The organism is Streptomyces sp. NPDC048331 (genome assembly GCF_043201215.1).
Lineage (GTDB): Bacteria > Actinomycetota > Actinomycetes > Streptomycetales > Streptomycetaceae > Streptomyces.
Genome location: NZ_JBICYT010000033.1, coordinates 38,783 through 53,365, shown reverse-complemented (window position 1 = coordinate 53,365; position 14,583 = coordinate 38,783). Strand labels below are relative to the sequence as shown.

The following is a 14,583-nucleotide window of genomic DNA, read 5'->3' as shown; positions in this document are numbered from 1 at the left end:
GCACGGGGTCAGAAGATGTCCGGGCACCACGGGCTGCGCGCGGTACGGAACATCGCGTCGGCCAGCGCGGCCGCCCCCGGCCGTTCCTCCGTCACCCGCCCCAGTGCGGCCAACCGCACCGCGGAGGTGCCGCCCAGGTACAGGGAGCCCAGCTCGGCCACGTCCAGCCGCAGGTCCGCCGCCTCCTCGGTCCGCTCGCACACCCCGGTGCCCGCGTCCAGCCGGTAGCGTCCCGCCGCCGGGCCCGTCCCGTCCGTGACCTCCAGGACGAGCACCCCGGGCACCTCGTACGTCCGCGCGCCCAGCGCCCGTACGACGTCCAGCACCCGCACCCACAGGAAGTCCGCGGCGGTCACGACCCGCGCCGACCGCGGGTCGGGCAGCAGGTCCGGGACGAGGGCGTCGGGGGCCCGGTAGCCGGTGCGGACCTTTGTCACCCAGTCGATCGAGCACAGGAACTGCCACAGCGCCCGCTCCGCCTGCGGGGTGACCGCCAGCAGGTCCTTGACCTGCACGGTGTTCTCCGGAAGCTTCGCGTCCGTCCAGTGGTCGTCCGCGCTGTACACGGCGAGGCCGGCCACCTCTCCCTCCGCCGTGCGGTACACGGCGTGGAAGTTGTCCTTGTACGGGCGGTACGACCACTCCTCCAGGCCGGTCGCCAGGCTCCACCAGCGCTCGTTCCGGTCCACGGCACCCGGCGTGATCGCCCGCAGCCGCTCGTGCAGCTCGGGCCCCACCCGCCGCAGCTCCTCCACGTCCACCAGGTCGATGCGGCCGCCGTCGACGGGCGCCGCCAGCCTCCGGTCGAGCCCGGTACGCGGTACGTCGATCTCCCACTCCACGAGGGAGGTCGCCGGCCCGAACCCGTACCGCCCGTAGATCGGGTACTCGGCGGCTATCAGCGTCCCCAGCGCGTCGCCGCGCGCCTCGGCCGCCGCGAACTCGGCGGCCATCATCCGGGTCAGCAGACCCTGGCGGCGATGGGTGGGCAGCACCCCCACGTTGGAGACGGCCGTGGACCGGACGGCCGCCCCGCCGGGCACGGTCAGCTCCTGCGGGAAGGAACGCAGGGCCGCCACACAGCGACCGCTGTCGGGGTCGAACGCCCCGTGCGTACGGGAGAAGTCGCAGTACTTCGCGCGCTGCGTGATGTCGGCCTCGGTCACCCGGGGGCTGACCAGGAAACCGGTGTGCACGGTGCGCACCCAGTCGGGGAGTTCGGATTCGGCGATCGGCCGGACGTCAGCACTCATAACCGCCCACGCTAATCCGCCGACGGCGGCCGGTCGCCCGAATTTCTACGCGAGCAGGTCGTCCACCTGCGCCTCACCCTCCCGGTACCGCCGGGTGATCTCGGCACTGCAGTCGTCCACCGTGCGCTGGAGCTGCTGCCGGCGCCGCGAGACCTGCTGCTCGTAGCGCACCAGCCGCCCCATCCCGTCGTGCAGTTCGTCGTCCGTACGGGCGCCCAGGTCCGACAGCTCCACGTCGGACAGCATCTCCGCGGCCAGCACCCGGTACTCCTCGCTGTGCGGGGTGCCGAGCGTGACGTGCCGGGCCGAGGCACTGCGGCTGGAGGGGGCGTCGGCCAGGATCACCGAGAGCCGGTCCACCACCGGCGCCTCGGGGTCCGTCCGCCGGGCCAGCTCGGCCCGCAGGATGTCGATGCGGCCCTGGAGCAGTCTGCGTACGTAGCTCAGATCGGCCTCGTCGCGCTGCGCGTCACGGCGCAGCGCACGCAGTTCCGGCAGTCCGAGCGCGGTGGTCGGGGTCGGCGACCCCTGCGTCTCGGCCGTGCGCTGCGCGGGCGGTCGTACCGCGGCAGCCGCGACGGAAGCGGGTGACGCAGGTACGGAGGTACCAGAAGTATTCATACGAACGGGTCCGTCCCCTCGACCGGTGCGGCGCACCCGCACCGCCTGCTTGCATCGTGCCACTCCCCGTGGCCCCCACGCAGTCCCACTCCAGCCGATCGGCCCCGGACGGGTGCAAGCCTGGTACACAGGTGGTATGCGAGCAGTGGTGCAGAGGGTGGACGGCGCACGCGTCGTCGTGGGCGGCGAGACCGTGGGCGAGGTCGTCGGCGAGGGACTGTGCGTGCTGGTGGGGGTGACGCACGACGACACCCCCGAGAAGGCGGCGCTCCTGGCGCGCAAACTGTGGTCCGTACGGATCCTGGAGGGCGAGAAGTCCTGCAGCGACAACGGCGCACCGCTGCTGGTGATCTCCCAGTTCACGCTCTACGGCGACGCGCGCAAGGGCCGCCGGCCCACCTGGAACGCGGCGGCTCCCGGCCCGGTGGCCGAGCCGCTGGTCGACGAGGTCGTGGCGCAACTGCGCGCGCTGGGTGCGACGGTGGCGACGGGCCGGTTCGGCGCGGACATGCGGGTCTCGCTGACCAACCACGGCCCGTTCACCATCGTCATCGACGTCTGACCCGGCCGGTCAGGGCGCTACGACGACCTCCTGCGCGGCGGCCGTCTTGCCGACCAGCAGCGGCGCGTCGACCGGCACGTTCCGCTTGACCAGCGCGAGCGCGATCGGGCCCAGCTCGTGGTGGCGGACGGCCGTGGTCACGAAGCCCAGCTGACGGCCCTCCTCCCCGTCCGAGGCGAGCCGCACCGGGGTGCCGTGCGCCGGGAGCAGCACCTCCGAGCCGTCCAGGTGCAGGAAGACCAGGCGGCGCGGGGGCTTCCCCAGGTTGTGGACACGGGCGACCGTCTCCTGGCCGCGATAGCAGCCCTTCTGCAGGTGCACGGCGGTGCCGATCCAGCCCAGCTCGTGCGGAATGGTGCGGTGGTCGGTCTCCAGACCGAGCCGCGGCCGGTGCGCCTCGACGCGCAGGGCCTCGTACGCGAGCAGGCCCGCGGCCGGGCCGTGCGCGGCGGCGAAGGACTCCAGCTCGGCGCGGGGCAGGAAGACGTCCCGGCCGTACGCGGTCTCCCGGACCACGTGCTCCTTGTCCTCGGGGACCTCGGCGATGGAACCGGCCGGGAGGTGCACGACCGCGAACTCCTCGGTGCGGTCGGCGACTTCGACGCGGTAGAAGAACTTCATGGACTCCAGGTAGGCGATCAGCTCGCCCTGGGTGCCCGGCTCCACGTGCGCCCACGTGGTCTCGCCGTCGTCGACGAGGTAGAGCGCGTGCTCGATGTGCCCGTTGGCGGAGAGGATCAACGCCTCGGTGGCCTGCCCGGCCGGCAGCTCGGTGAGGTGCTGGGTGAGCAGCAGGTGCAGCCAGCTCAGGCGCTCCGGCCCGCTGACGGTGACGACTCCGCGGTGCGAGAGGTCGACGAAGCCGCGCCCCTCCGCGAGGGCGCGCTGTTCGCCGTACAGCTCGCCGTAGTGGGCGGCGACGCCCTCGTCACGGCCTTCGGCCGGTACGGCGCCGGGGAGATGGAGCAAGGGGCTGCTGGTCATGGGACCAAGCGTACGACCCTGCTACGGCTGCGCGGCTCGCTGCTTCGCGGCGCACTTGCGGCACAGGCCGAAGATCGCGAAGTGCTTCATGTCGGTCTCGAAACCGAAGGTGGTACGGAGCTTCGCCGTGAACTCGGCGGCGACGTCCACGTCCGCCTCGATGACCTCGGCGCAGTCACGGCAGACCAGGTGGATGTGGTGGTGCCGGTCGGCGAGGTGGTAGGTGGGGGCCCCGTGCCCGAGGTGGGCGTGCGAGACCAGCTTGAGCTCCTCCAGGAGCTCCAGGGTGCGGTAGACGGTGGAGATGTTGACCCCGGAGGCGGTCTTGCGCACCTCGACGAGGATCTCGTCCGGGGTGGCGTGCTCCAAGGCGTCGACCGCTTCCAGGACGAGCTGGCGCTGCGGTGTCAGCCGGTATCCGCGCTGCCGCAGGTCGCTCTTCCAGTCCGAGCCTTCGGTGTCCACGCTGCTCCCCACCCGGCCAGTGTATGCGTGCGAAGGGGACCGCGGGCGATCCCGCGGCCCCCTTTCGCACAGCCTTGCGTACGCGTGTACGTGGGTACGCGTGTACGTGCGTACGGCCCGTGGACTCAGCGGAAGAAGGCGATGCCGTCGTCCGGCATGTCCGGGAGGTTGCGCGCCATCTCGGCGACCTCCTCGGGCGTGACGACCTTCTTCAGCTGGGCCGACATGTACGGACGCAGCTCGACGTCCGGCGTGGCCTTCTCGCCGACCCACATGAGGTCGCTCTTCACGTAGCCGTAGAGCCGCTTGCCACCGCTGTACGGGCCGGAGGCCGCGGTACGGGCGACGGCGTCGGTGGCCAGGTCGATCTGGGGCTTCTGGTCGGCGAGCTCGCCGTACCAGACCTCGACGACGCCCTGGTCGCGGACCATGACGATCTCGACCTTGCGGTCCTTGTCGATGCGCCAGTAGCCCGACTCGGACTCCAGCGGCCGCACCTTGTTGCCCTCGGTGTCGAGGACCCAGGTGTGGGAGGTGTACTCCAGGAAGTCCCGGCCGTCGTGGCTGAAGACGACCTCCTGGCCGAAGTTGCACTTCTCCTCACCGGGGAAGTCGAAGACTCCCGCACCCTCCCAGTTGCCGAGGAGGAAGGCGAGCGGGACGAGGCCCGGGTTCAGGTCGGACGGGATCTGGATCATGAATGGCTGCTCAGGCGATCTGTGGGAGGGGTTCCGGGGCGGTCTGCTGGGCGGATGCTCAGCGCTGACCCTGGTACAGCTTCTTGACGGCCAGGCCGGTGAAGGCCATGACGCCGACGCAGACCAGGACCAGCAGGGAGGTGAAGACTGCCTCAAGCACGGGGTGCTCCTCGGAATTCGTTCGGGGGTACGGGCCGGTTCCCAAGCCTACTGGCCCGGGACCGGGCGCACCGTGCGAGGTGGCCCGTAGGCCCGGGCCCGGCCCGGACCCGGGGCCACGGTCAGCTCAGCAGCTGGCTCTGCAGGATCACGGTCTGGTGGAACGGAACGGGGGCCACCTCGCCCTTGCGGGTCTGGATGACCATGCCGAGGACGTCACCCGTCCGGAGGCACCCGATCTTGCTCTGCTCCTCGCCGAGGAGGGGCTTCAGCTCCTGGTACACGCTGAGCTCGGTGCCGTCGAAGTTGGCCGCCCCCGGGAAGTCCAGCGCGGTGCTGTTCATCTGGTTGTTCTTGGCCCTGCCCCAGACGTCGTCCAGGTCGAGGGCCGAGACACCGTTCAGCCGCATGTTGCTGTCGCAGCCCTTGAAGGCGTCCACGAAGCCGGACGAGTGGAAGCGCAGCAGGTACACGTGCGTGCGCGTGCCGTCCGCCGTCGTCCAGCCCCGGCCGGTGATCTGCCGCAGCCCGTCCCATTCCAGGGACTGCTTGAGCTTCGCGCGCTCCTCGGGCGTGTACTCCTCCAGGAAGGCGTCGACCGGCACCGTCCCGTCCTTGTCCACCTTGACCGTGTCGTCGACCTTGGCGCCCACGGGCGCGGGGAGCAGCAGGCCGGTCAGGGGCGCGTAGTGCGTCCCGTCCTTGTTGTCCGGGCCCTGGGGAAGCGGGGCCCCGGCGGGCAGCGCGGGCTGGGACAGCGTGGGGAAGGTCCAGCGGCCGTCGTCCTTGGTGGACAGGCCCGGGAGGTCGGTGCGGTCGGGCTGGGTGATCCCGTACGCGACCCCCGCGCCGACGGTGGCGAAGACCACGACGGCGGCGGTCCAGCGCAGGGCGGCGAACAGCTTGCGCCGGTCCTTGGGCGGGGCCGGAACGGCCTCGGAAGTCTCGGCGGCCTCGACGCTCGTGGCCGCCTCGGTGGGCCCGGCCGCCTCGGCGCTCGTGGCCGCCTCGGCGGTCCCGGCCGCCTCGACGACCGTGTCGGTGGACTCCGGGGCGGGCTCGGGCCCGGTGGCCGCGGTGGTGGTCTGCTCGCTCACGCGGACTCTCCGGGGGACTTGATGTGGTCGAGTTGCTGCTTGAACAGGCCCGCGGCGTCCTTCACCGCGAATCCCTCGCTGCCGTACATCCGGAAACTCACCATGATGTCTCCCTCGACGGCCACGCAGTCGAGGCTCTGCAGCTTCTCCTTGTCGTTCTTCGTCCGCTCGACGACGACGGAGTTCACCGAGCACTTGGCCTGCGGGTGTCCGTCCACCTTCGGCGCCTCGCCGTCGGAACCGGTGAGTTCGACCAGCTTCCCGGCGAACTCGCCGAACTTGGCCAGCTGCTGCGGGTCGGCCTGCACGAGCTGGATCTCGGCGACCACGCCGCCGCCGACGCCGTCCTTGCGGGAGTAGCTGCGCCCGGCCAGACCCTTGAGCTTCAGATCGCCGAGCACCTTGTCCCGTTCGGCGCGCTGGCTGCTGGAGAGACCCTTGCGGGCGTCCTTGAAGGTCTCCAGCGCCCGGTCGCCCGAGATGTAGTAGTAGTTGCCCTCTTTGTCGATGTCCGGGCCGGCCCAGTAGTCGTTGGGCATCGGCAGCAGCTTGCCCGTGAGCGCGTTCGGGGGCACCGACGGCACCGGGGCCGGTGTGCCACCGGTCGTGTGGTCCTCGGCCAGCCAGTAGCGCGTCGGCGAGGTCCGGTCGGCGCCGGCGAGTACGGCCGCGGCTCCCAGGCCGGCGCCGACGAGGACGACGACGCCCACGCCGGCCGCCACCAGAGTGACCACCTTGCGGTTCATCCTGCGCCGGGGCCCGGTGGCGGCCGTCGGCTCGGCCCAGGGCCCCTCGGCGGCCGTCGGCTGCGGCTCGGCCCAGGGGCCCGCGCCGGCGGCGTCGGTCACGTTCTGCTGTCCGCTCACGTTCTGCTGCTCGCTCACGTTCTGCTGCTCGCTCACAGCCGCTCCATCTGTCGCTTGGCCAGGTCGGCCACGACGTTCTCGTCGACATCGCCGCGGTTGTTCACGTACTGGACGACCGCCACGACGTCGCCGCGGCGGACGACGGCACGGCCACCGCGGAGCGGCTCGTAGCCCGCCTTCTGCTGCGCCTTCGAGTCGACCCACATGTGGCCGTACTCGTCGGGGACCCCCGGCACCTCACGGCCCGCGTTGCCCGCGTACTCCTTGGTGGGCATGTAGTGCTCGATGCCCAGCTGGAAGTCCTCGGCCTCGTTGCGGTCGTGGAACTGGAGCAGGTCGATCTCGATGAAGTTCCGGTCGGACTCGGCCCACGCCACGGAGGCGATGCTCCGGGTCCGGTCGGTGATGAGGCCGCCGAGACCCTCGGAGACCTCCTCGTAGTAGCCGGCCGCGAAGATGTCCAGCGAGGTGACGCCGGAGAACTCGCTCTTCGCCCCGCTCGGGACGTCCAGCAGCTTCTTGGCCAGCTCCTCGTCCGCCTTGTGCCAGCGGTTGGCGTTGATCGAGTGCCGCGTCGACTGGTCGTTCATCGCCTGCGGCTTCGGCCCGGCCATCGTCTGCTGGGCCAGCGGCGGCAGCGGCGTGGGCTCGCGGTCGTACTGGATCGCGTAGCCGGTGATCGTCCCGGCGAGGACACCGAGCGCGGCCGCGCCGACGATCAGGAAAGCCGTGCGCCCCACCCGGCGGCGCGGGACCGAAGTGTCCGACTCCGGTGCACTCTCCCCCTCTTTCCGCTGCTCCGGGATGGTCTGTTCGTGTTCCAAAGGGGTCCCCCACAGGACTGCAGGCACGAGCTGGTTACCCGCGCGTACGCATGACCCGTACCGGAGGGGAGCGGTTGTACGAACCTAGATCACATTCTCGTCTCACGAGGTTTCAATCCTCGTGACGCCGCTTTCCGTCCAGTTCGTCCCACCATTCGTCGGACTTCGGATCGCCCGAGGGGTCGTCCCACCAGCGGTCGTCCGGGCCGCGCCGGTTGGCGATCATCGCGGCGACCGGCGGGATGACCATCGCGACCACGCACATGGCCACCGCGGCCTCGACCGACCACAGGCGCACGAAGGCCCAGGCGGAGACGAACAGGAACAGGCATCCGCCCATCATCAGGAAGTAGACGCGTCGGCGCCGGGCGTACATGCCTCCAGCGTAGATCCGGCGCCACCGCGCGCAAGGGTGCGGGCGGGGGCGGGCGGGGTCCGGCGGACGCGGACGGCACGAAGGGCCGCACCCCGATCCAGTGGCGTCCAACCCCCGGGGGTGCGGCCCTTCGGCCGTTCGATCAGGCGATCACATGTGCGGTGCTCAGACCGCGATCGCCACGTCCGTCACGCCGCCGGCCTCGGCGACGACCACGGCGCGGTCGGCCTGGGCGCCCGGGACGAGAGCCCGAAGGGTCCAGGAGCCGGTGGCGGCGTAGAAGCGGAACTGGCCGGTCGCCGAGGTCGGGACCTCCGCGGTGAACTCGCCGGTCGAGTCCAGCAGGCGGACGTAGCCGGACACCGGCTCGCCGTCCTTGGTGATCTGGCCCTGGATGGCGGTCTCACCGGGCTTCAGCGTCGCGAGGTCGGGCCCGCCGATCTGTGCTCCACACATGTTCTCTGTCCTGTCCTGAGAGAAGTCGTACCTACGAGGGCGTCGCGTGCCCGCTGGTCTGGATTACTTGTTGGGGCCGAGCTCGATCGGCACGCCGACGAGCGAGCCGTACTCGGTCCACGAACCGTCGTAGTTCTTGACGTTCTCCTGGCCCAGGAGCTCGTGCAGCACGAACCACGTGAGCGCGGAGCGCTCACCGATGCGGCAGTAGGCGATGGTGTCCTTCGCCAGGTCGACCTGCTCCGCCTGGTACAGGGCGGTCAGCTCGTCGTCGGACTTGAACGTGCCGTCGTCGTTGGCGTTCTTCGACCACGGGATGTTGCGGGCGCTCGGCACGTGGCCAGGGCGCTGCGACTGCTCCTGCGGGAGGTGCGCCGGGGCGAGCAGCTTGCCGGAGAACTCGTCGGGCGAACGCACGTCGACCAGGTTCAGGGAGCCGATCGCGGCCACGACGTCGTCGCGGAAGGCGCGGATGGAGGTGTCCTGGGCCTTGGCCTTGTACGTGGTGGCCGGGCGGTTCGGGACGTCCTTGCCGTCGACCAGGTCGCGGGAGTCGAGCTCCCACTTCTTGCGGCCGCCGTCGAGGAGCTTCACGTCCTGGTGGCCGTAGAGCTTGAAGTACCAGTAGGCGTAGGACGCGAACCAGTTGTTGTTGCCGCCGTAGAGGACGACCGTGTCGTCGTTGGAGATGCCCTTGGCGGAGAGGAGCTTCTCGAAGCCCTCCTGGTCCACGAAGTCGCGACGGACCGGGTCCTGGAGGTCGGTCTTCCAGTCGATCCGGACCGCGTTGGTGATGTGGTTCTTGTCGTACGCGGACGTGTCCTCGTCCACCTCGACGATCACGACATCGGCGTCGTTCAGGTGGGCCTCGACCCAGTCGGCGTCTACGAGGACGTCGCTGCGGCTCATGATGTTCTCCTCCGGGGCAGTGTGCGGCGGGGCTGTGCGGGTGACGCGTGTGCTGCGTGCCTACGGGTGCGCTCGAGGTCCTGCGCGGGGAGGCGTCAGGGGTTCAGGAGGCTGGTGCGGTCACGCGGGAAGGGCCGTGGGGCCGTCGTCCGGTCGATGGAGCGATGCGCTCACAGTTCACATGGATCGACAGAGCATGGCGGCGACGCGACACAGGTCTACTGCCCGTCGCTTCGTGAGGTCCGCCTGCTGATGCTTCATAGCCATGGATCGTAGGGACGAATCAGCCGCCCTGTCACCGGCGTGTCATATATCGAGACAGGATCGTCCGGATAGTGGGATCCGAAGCCCCTGGGCGACCGCCGCGCCGCCCCGGGGACCCGCCGTGCGGCCCGTCCTTCTGCGGATCGGACCGCCCTGTCTCACGATCCGGCCACCACCACGTTCGAACCGCCGAGCACGAGGTGTACACCGGCCTCGTCCGAGGTCAGGGAGGAGAGCTGGAGGCCGGCCGGCATGCCGCTGTCGAGATTGCGGTCGAAGTCGGTCCTCTTGCGGATCTGCTTCTCGACCCCGGGGACGCCCGCGCCCGGCACCTCGTCGGCGCGCACCCGGACGATCTTGCCGCCCTTGCCGCCCGGCGCGTCCTCCAGGGTGACGGTCGACACCACGCTGTGTGTCAGGGTCTTGCCGAGGATGTCCACCGTCGCGGTGACCTTCACCTTGCCCGGCGCCCCGCCGTAGGAGAGGGTCGCGCCGGTCTGCGAGGCCGCCGTCAGGTCGGCGTACGTGATGAGCGCGCTGCCCTCGGCCCGCTCGGCGGTGCCACCGCTGTAGTCACCGTTCAGCTTCACGCCGTGGAAGCTCGCGTTCAGCTCCGACAGCCGCGTCTTGCGGTCCTCGGCGGTGACCTCGACGCCCCGCAGCTTCAGGTCGACCTGGTCGAGGTCCCGGCTGAGCACCTGCGTCAGGAAGGGGAAGCCGTGGACCTCCACCTCCGAGGAACCGGCCAAGCCCTGCCGCGCCTGTATTCGGTCGGCCAGCCGGTTCTCGACGTAACTCGCGGCCCAGCGGTCCACGCCCACGAACAGGCCCCCCAGAACCACCGCGATGATCACAAAGACGCGCAGGAAACGCACGTTCCCTCCCCCTACTAATCGGTACGTGCGTTCTAGTTGACCATGCCCGCTGTCGGGCAGGGATCAGCCCACCACCCGGCCGATCAGGTACACGGCGGGGGCGGCCGCCGCGAGCGGCAGGGCCACACCGGCCGTCATGTGCACGAACTTCGACGGGTAGTCGTACGCCGCCACGCGCAGGCCGACCAGCGCGCACACCCCGGCGACGAGGCCGATCAGCGCCCCGCCCGTACCGACCGAGGTCAGCCCGCCGACCGCGATGCCGGCTCCGGCGGCCGCGGCCAGTGAGACGCCGACCGAGGGGGCGGTGGGCAGCGGCAGCGCACGGGCGAAGACGGCGACCGCGACGGCCGCGGCGCCGACCGTGGCGGCGGCGGAATCGGCCGCGAGATAGCCGGCGCAGATGATGGCGAGGGCTGCCGAGGCCACCGAGGCCATCAGCCCGTACATCCGCTCGTCGGGATCGGCGTGGCTGCGCAGTTGCAGGACGAGCGTGAGCAGCACCCAGGCGCCCAGGGTCCCGACGATCGCGCCGGGCCCGTACGAGGGGTCCACGGCGAGCACGGCCACGTCGGCGGCGACGGCTCCGAGGAAGGCGAGGGCGATGCCCTGGCGGGCCGGCCACATGCCGTTCAGCCGGAACCAGCCGGCCGCCGTGAGGCCCTGCAGGGCGATCAGCGGCAGGAGCAGGGCGTACTGCCCGAGGGCGGCGGCCACGGCGAGCAGCAGCCCGAGGACGGCGGTGAGTATGGCCGACTGCGGGCCGGGGTCGATGATCGGCGACCGGCCCTCGGCGCGCGCCTGGGCGGGGTCGACGGCACGCAGGGTGTTCCCGGCCAGGGTGGGCGGGGACCACGAGGTGATCTCCTGCGGCTCACCCTGGACCTCGGCCGCGTCCTCGCCCGGGGCGGCGGCGGCCGGCTGCGGCGGGAGGTAGGCGGTCTGCTCGGCGGCGGGCGCGTCGACCACCGGCGGCAGGTACGCGGTCTCCTCGACCGGCGGCGACTGCGGCGGCTGGTGCTGGAGCTGCGGCTGGTGCTGGAGCTGCTGGTCGTGCTCGGGACCCGGGTACGGCGGCAAGTAGGCCGTCTCTGCACTCTGCGGCCAGTCCTGGACCGGAGCCGAAGGAGCCGGGGCCGGGGCCTGGGCCTCGTCGCGGAACCAGCCCTCCGGAGCCACCGGCTGCTGGGGCTGGGGCTGGTACGCCGTCTCGGCGCTCTGCGGCCAGTCCTGGACCGGAGCCGGAGCCGGAGCCTGGGCCTCGTCGCGGTACCAGCTCTCCGGTGCCACGGGCTGCTGGTACGGGTCCGGGGTCGGTGTCGGGTTCGGCGCGTAGCCACCGTCCGGCCACGGGCCAGGGGCGGCCGGCGCCGCGGGGGCCTCGTCGCGGAACCAGCCCTCGGGCGCCACCGGCTGTCCCGGCACCGCGCCCAGCGGCGGATGCACCGGCTGGTAGCTGGTGTCCCAGGTGTCGGACTGCCAGGTCTGGGTCCCGTACGGGTCCTCCGGCTGTTCCTGCTGCTGGTGCTGCTGCTGGTGCTGCTGCGCGTACTGCCGGCGCTGCTGTTCCTCAGGGGTACTCATCGGCTCCCGCTCACCCGCCCGCGAACGGCGGGAGCACCTCGACGGTGCCCCCCTCGGTCAGCGGGACGGAATCATGCGGGCGCTTGCCCACAGGCTCGTCGTTCACGAGGAAGGAGCAGCGCAGCAGCACCCGGGTCAGCTCCCCCGGGTGGCGCTCCCGCACGGCGTCGAGCGCCTCGGCGAGTGTGCCCGCCGAGTACGGCTCCTCCGCCGTCTTGGCCGCGGCCTTGGCCGCCGCCCAGTAGCGGATGGTTCCGGTTGCCACTGCAGCTCCTCTCGTCGGCTCTCTACCGTCGGCCTCCATGATGGCCCCTCCCGCAGCCGACCCCGGCGTGCCCCGACGCGCCGGGTGTGCGCCCGGGCGGCCCCGGGGCACCGCTCGGCGGGCCCCCGATCCGGTGAAACCGGGGAATACGCAGGGCCGGAGCGTGGGATGAACCACAGAAGCGGAGCGGAAGAGGCCTCGGCCACGCATCGACCGGTGGGCTATTCTGCTTGGCGAGAGGATCCGGGCAACGTTGCCCCCGGGTCCTTTTGTGCTTTCAGCACGTTGAACGAACCGAGAACAGTGGTATCCATGCGGACCCCAGGGCGCGGGGGCCGCGGGACGCCGGGCACACCGTACGAAGCAGTACCGCGCATGTCCTCGACGGGACCGAGGAGGAACCGACGTGATGGACCAGCGAACCGTGCACCACCGTCCGACCCGGGCGGGTGGTCGGTCGTGAGCTCACTCCTGCTGCTCACCAACGCCCTGCAGCCGTCCACCGAGGTGTTGCCCGCCCTCGGCCTGCTGCTGCACAACGTCCGGGTCGCCCCGGCCGAGGGCCCCGCCCTGGTGGACACCCCGGGAGCCGATGTCATCCTCGTGGACGGCCGCCGCGACCTGCCGCAGGTGCGGTCGCTGTGCCAGCTGCTCCGCTCCACCGGACCCGGCTGTCCGCTGATCCTGGTCGTCACCGAGGGCGGCCTGGCGGCCGTCACCGCCGACTGGGGCATCGACGACGTCCTGCTGGACACCGCCGGCCCGGCCGAGGTCGAGGCGCGGCTGCGGCTGGCCACCGGCCGCCAGCAGCTCGGCTCGGACGACTCCCCGATGGAGATCCGCAACGGCGACCTGTCGGTGGACGAGGCCACGTACTCCGCCAAGCTCAAGGGGCGCGTGCTGGACCTCACCTTCAAGGAGTTCGAGCTGCTCAAATACCTCGCCCAGCACCCGGGCCGCGTCTTCACCCGCGCCCAGCTGCTCCAGGAGGTCTGGGGCTACGACTACTTCGGCGGCACCCGGACCGTCGACGTGCACGTACGGCGGCTGCGCGCCAAGCTCGGCCCCGAGCACGAGTCCCTGATCGGTACGGTCCGCAACGTCGGCTACCGCTTCGTCACGCCGGAGAAGGTCGAGCGGGCGGCGGCGGAAGCCGCGGCCAAGGCGGCGGCCAAGGCGGCCGCGCAGACGACCGCTCAGACGGCCCCGTCCGTCACCCGATCGGCCGAGGACCCTGTGAGCATCCACTCGGCCGGACGCCCTGCCCAGAGGTAGGTCACCCCGCGTAGACTGCCGCGCGTGGCCAAGGTGACGCGGGATGACGTTGCACGACTTGCGGGTACGTCTACCGCCGTCGTGAGCTACGTCATCAACAACGGACCCCGGCCGGTTGCCCCGGCCACGCGCGAGCGTGTCCTCGCCGCGATCAAGGACCTGGGCTACCGCCCGGACCGGGTCGCCCAGGCGATGGCGTCACGCCGCACCGACCTCATAGGCATGATCGTCCCGGACGCCCGGCAGCCGTTCTTCGCGGAGATGGCGCACGCGGTCGAACAGGCCGCCGCCGAGCGCGGAAAGATGGTCCTGGTCGGCAACTCCGACTACCGCACCGAGCGCGAGGTCCACTACCTGCGGGCCTTCCTCGGGATGCGGGTCTCCGGCCTGATCCTGGTCAGCCAGGGCATGAGCGAGCAGGCCGCCAGCGAGATCGAGGCCTGGGACGCCCGCGTGGTCCTCCTGCACGAGCGCCCGGAGGCGATGGACGACGTCGCCGTCGTCACGGACGACATCGGCGGCGCCCAGCTCGCCACCCGCCACCTGCTGGAGCACGGGCACGAGTACGTCGCCTGTATCGGCGGCATCGAGAACACCCCCTCGGTCGGCGACCCGGTCGCGGACCACGTCGAGGGCTGGCGGCGGGCCATGCAGGAAGCCGGCCGCTCGGTGGAGGGCCGGCTCATCGAGGCCCCGTACAACCGCTACGACGCGTACACGGTCGCCCTGGAGGTCCTGGCCCGGCCCGACCGGCCGACGGCCATCTTCTGCGCCACGGACGACCAGGCCATCGGTGTGCTGCGCGCCGCGCGCGAGCTGCGCATCGACGTGCCCGGGGAACTGGCCGTCGCGGGCTTCGACGACGTCAAGGAAGCCGCCCTCACCGACCCGCCGCTGACCACGATCGCCTCGGACCGCCCGGCGATGGCCCGCGCGGCCGTGGACCTGGTCCTGGACGACGGCCTGCGCGTGGCCGGCTCCCGACGGGAACGGCTGAAGCAGTTCCCGTCGGCGCTGGTGGTCCGCCGCTCCTGCGGCTGCCGCTGAGCG

At 71.4% G+C, this 14,583-nt stretch carries 18 protein-coding genes; 3 read left to right on the top strand and 15 right to left on the bottom strand.

All coding sequences use genetic code 11. The annotated features are described in order from the left end of the window. Nucleotides 1-8 precede the first annotated feature (8 nt). Complete coding sequence (locus tag ACGFYY_RS33225; RefSeq protein ID WP_393715133.1) at nucleotides 9-1,253, bottom strand: GNAT family N-acetyltransferase; 1,245 nt, start codon at nucleotides 1,251-1,253, stop codon at nucleotides 9-11. A gap of 45 nt (nucleotides 1,254-1,298) precedes the next feature. Further along, entirely contained in the window at nucleotides 1,299-1,874 is a 576-nt protein-coding gene (locus ACGFYY_RS33220; protein WP_328962721.1) for an AmfC protein, read from the bottom strand. Nucleotides 1,875-2,010: 136 nt separating this feature from the next. On the opposite strand from ACGFYY_RS33220, the gene dtd reads away from it, so the two are divergent. Then, complete coding sequence (gene dtd / locus ACGFYY_RS33215; RefSeq protein WP_393715130.1) at nucleotides 2,011-2,436, top strand: D-aminoacyl-tRNA deacylase; 426 nt, start codon at nucleotides 2,011-2,013, stop codon at nucleotides 2,434-2,436. 9 nt (nucleotides 2,437-2,445) lie between these two features. Here the strand turns inward: dtd and ACGFYY_RS33210 are convergent, their stop codons facing one another. From ACGFYY_RS33210 to ACGFYY_RS33150, 13 genes are all read right to left on the bottom strand, one after another. After that, complete coding sequence (locus tag ACGFYY_RS33210; protein WP_393715128.1) at nucleotides 2,446-3,420, bottom strand: YgfZ/GcvT domain-containing protein; 975 nt, start codon at nucleotides 3,418-3,420, stop codon at nucleotides 2,446-2,448. Nucleotides 3,421-3,441: 21 nt separating this feature from the next. Beyond that, nucleotides 3,442-3,897 (bottom strand): Fur family transcriptional regulator, encoded by a 456-nt coding sequence (locus tag ACGFYY_RS33205; RefSeq protein WP_365271728.1) that lies wholly within the window; start codon nucleotides 3,895-3,897, stop codon nucleotides 3,442-3,444. Nucleotides 3,898-4,010: 113 nt separating this feature from the next. Continuing rightward, nucleotides 4,011-4,583: an FABP family protein gene (locus ACGFYY_RS33200; protein WP_365271726.1), complete on the bottom strand. Its 573-nt coding sequence runs from the start codon at nucleotides 4,581-4,583 to the stop codon at nucleotides 4,011-4,013. Nucleotides 4,584-4,864: 281 nt separating this feature from the next. After that, a complete protein-coding gene (locus ACGFYY_RS33195) occupies nucleotides 4,865-5,839 on the bottom strand; it encodes a hypothetical protein (protein WP_393715126.1) in 975 nt (324 codons plus the stop codon). Continuing rightward, the gene (locus ACGFYY_RS33190) at nucleotides 5,836-6,741 is read right to left on the bottom strand and encodes a hypothetical protein (protein WP_393715124.1); all 906 of its coding nucleotides are present in this window, start codon (nucleotides 6,739-6,741) and stop codon (nucleotides 5,836-5,838) included. Before ACGFYY_RS33190 ends, ACGFYY_RS33195 begins: the two co-directional genes overlap by 4 nt. Beyond that, nucleotides 6,738-7,445, bottom strand: coding sequence for a hypothetical protein (locus ACGFYY_RS33185; protein WP_393715122.1), 708 nt, complete (start codon nucleotides 7,443-7,445; stop codon nucleotides 6,738-6,740). Before ACGFYY_RS33185 ends, ACGFYY_RS33190 begins: the two co-directional genes overlap by 4 nt. A 196-nt stretch (nucleotides 7,446-7,641) precedes the next feature. Beyond that, entirely contained in the window at nucleotides 7,642-7,905 is a 264-nt protein-coding gene (locus ACGFYY_RS33180; protein WP_365271714.1) for a DUF3099 domain-containing protein, read from the bottom strand. Between the two features lie 165 nt (nucleotides 7,906-8,070). Beyond that, the gene (locus tag ACGFYY_RS33175) at nucleotides 8,071-8,361 is read right to left on the bottom strand and encodes a DUF1416 domain-containing protein (protein ID WP_030011783.1); all 291 of its coding nucleotides are present in this window, start codon (nucleotides 8,359-8,361) and stop codon (nucleotides 8,071-8,073) included. Between the two features lie 63 nt (nucleotides 8,362-8,424). Next, nucleotides 8,425-9,270 carry a sulfurtransferase gene (locus tag ACGFYY_RS33170; RefSeq protein ID WP_393715119.1) on the bottom strand — a complete coding sequence of 282 codons (846 nt, stop codon included), beginning with the start codon at nucleotides 9,268-9,270 and terminating at the stop codon, nucleotides 8,425-8,427. A gap of 177 nt (nucleotides 9,271-9,447) precedes the next feature. After that, nucleotides 9,448-9,531 carry a putative leader peptide gene (locus ACGFYY_RS33165; RefSeq protein WP_350206375.1) on the bottom strand — a complete coding sequence of 28 codons (84 nt, stop codon included), beginning with the start codon at nucleotides 9,529-9,531 and terminating at the stop codon, nucleotides 9,448-9,450. Nucleotides 9,532-9,692: 161 nt separating this feature from the next. After that, nucleotides 9,693-10,409, bottom strand: a complete 717-nt coding sequence (locus ACGFYY_RS33160) for a DUF2993 domain-containing protein (RefSeq protein WP_393715117.1) — start codon at nucleotides 10,407-10,409, stop codon at nucleotides 9,693-9,695. 63 nt (nucleotides 10,410-10,472) lie between these two features. After that, nucleotides 10,473-11,993 (bottom strand): hypothetical protein, encoded by a 1,521-nt coding sequence (locus tag ACGFYY_RS33155; RefSeq protein WP_393715115.1) that lies wholly within the window; start codon nucleotides 11,991-11,993, stop codon nucleotides 10,473-10,475. A 10-nt stretch (nucleotides 11,994-12,003) separates the two neighbouring features. Continuing rightward, nucleotides 12,004-12,258 carry a MoaD/ThiS family protein gene (locus ACGFYY_RS33150; protein ID WP_030387258.1) on the bottom strand — a complete coding sequence of 85 codons (255 nt, stop codon included), beginning with the start codon at nucleotides 12,256-12,258 and terminating at the stop codon, nucleotides 12,004-12,006. A 459-nt stretch (nucleotides 12,259-12,717) separates the two neighbouring features. Here ACGFYY_RS33150 and ACGFYY_RS33145 point away from each other — a divergent pair, with 459 nt between their 5' ends. Continuing rightward, nucleotides 12,718-13,533, top strand: a complete 816-nt coding sequence (locus tag ACGFYY_RS33145) for a response regulator transcription factor (protein WP_393715113.1) — start codon at nucleotides 12,718-12,720, stop codon at nucleotides 13,531-13,533. Between the two features lie 24 nt (nucleotides 13,534-13,557). After that, nucleotides 13,558-14,580, top strand: a complete 1,023-nt coding sequence (locus tag ACGFYY_RS33140) for a LacI family DNA-binding transcriptional regulator (protein WP_109779980.1) — start codon at nucleotides 13,558-13,560, stop codon at nucleotides 14,578-14,580. Nucleotides 14,581-14,583: the final 3 nt, after the last annotated feature.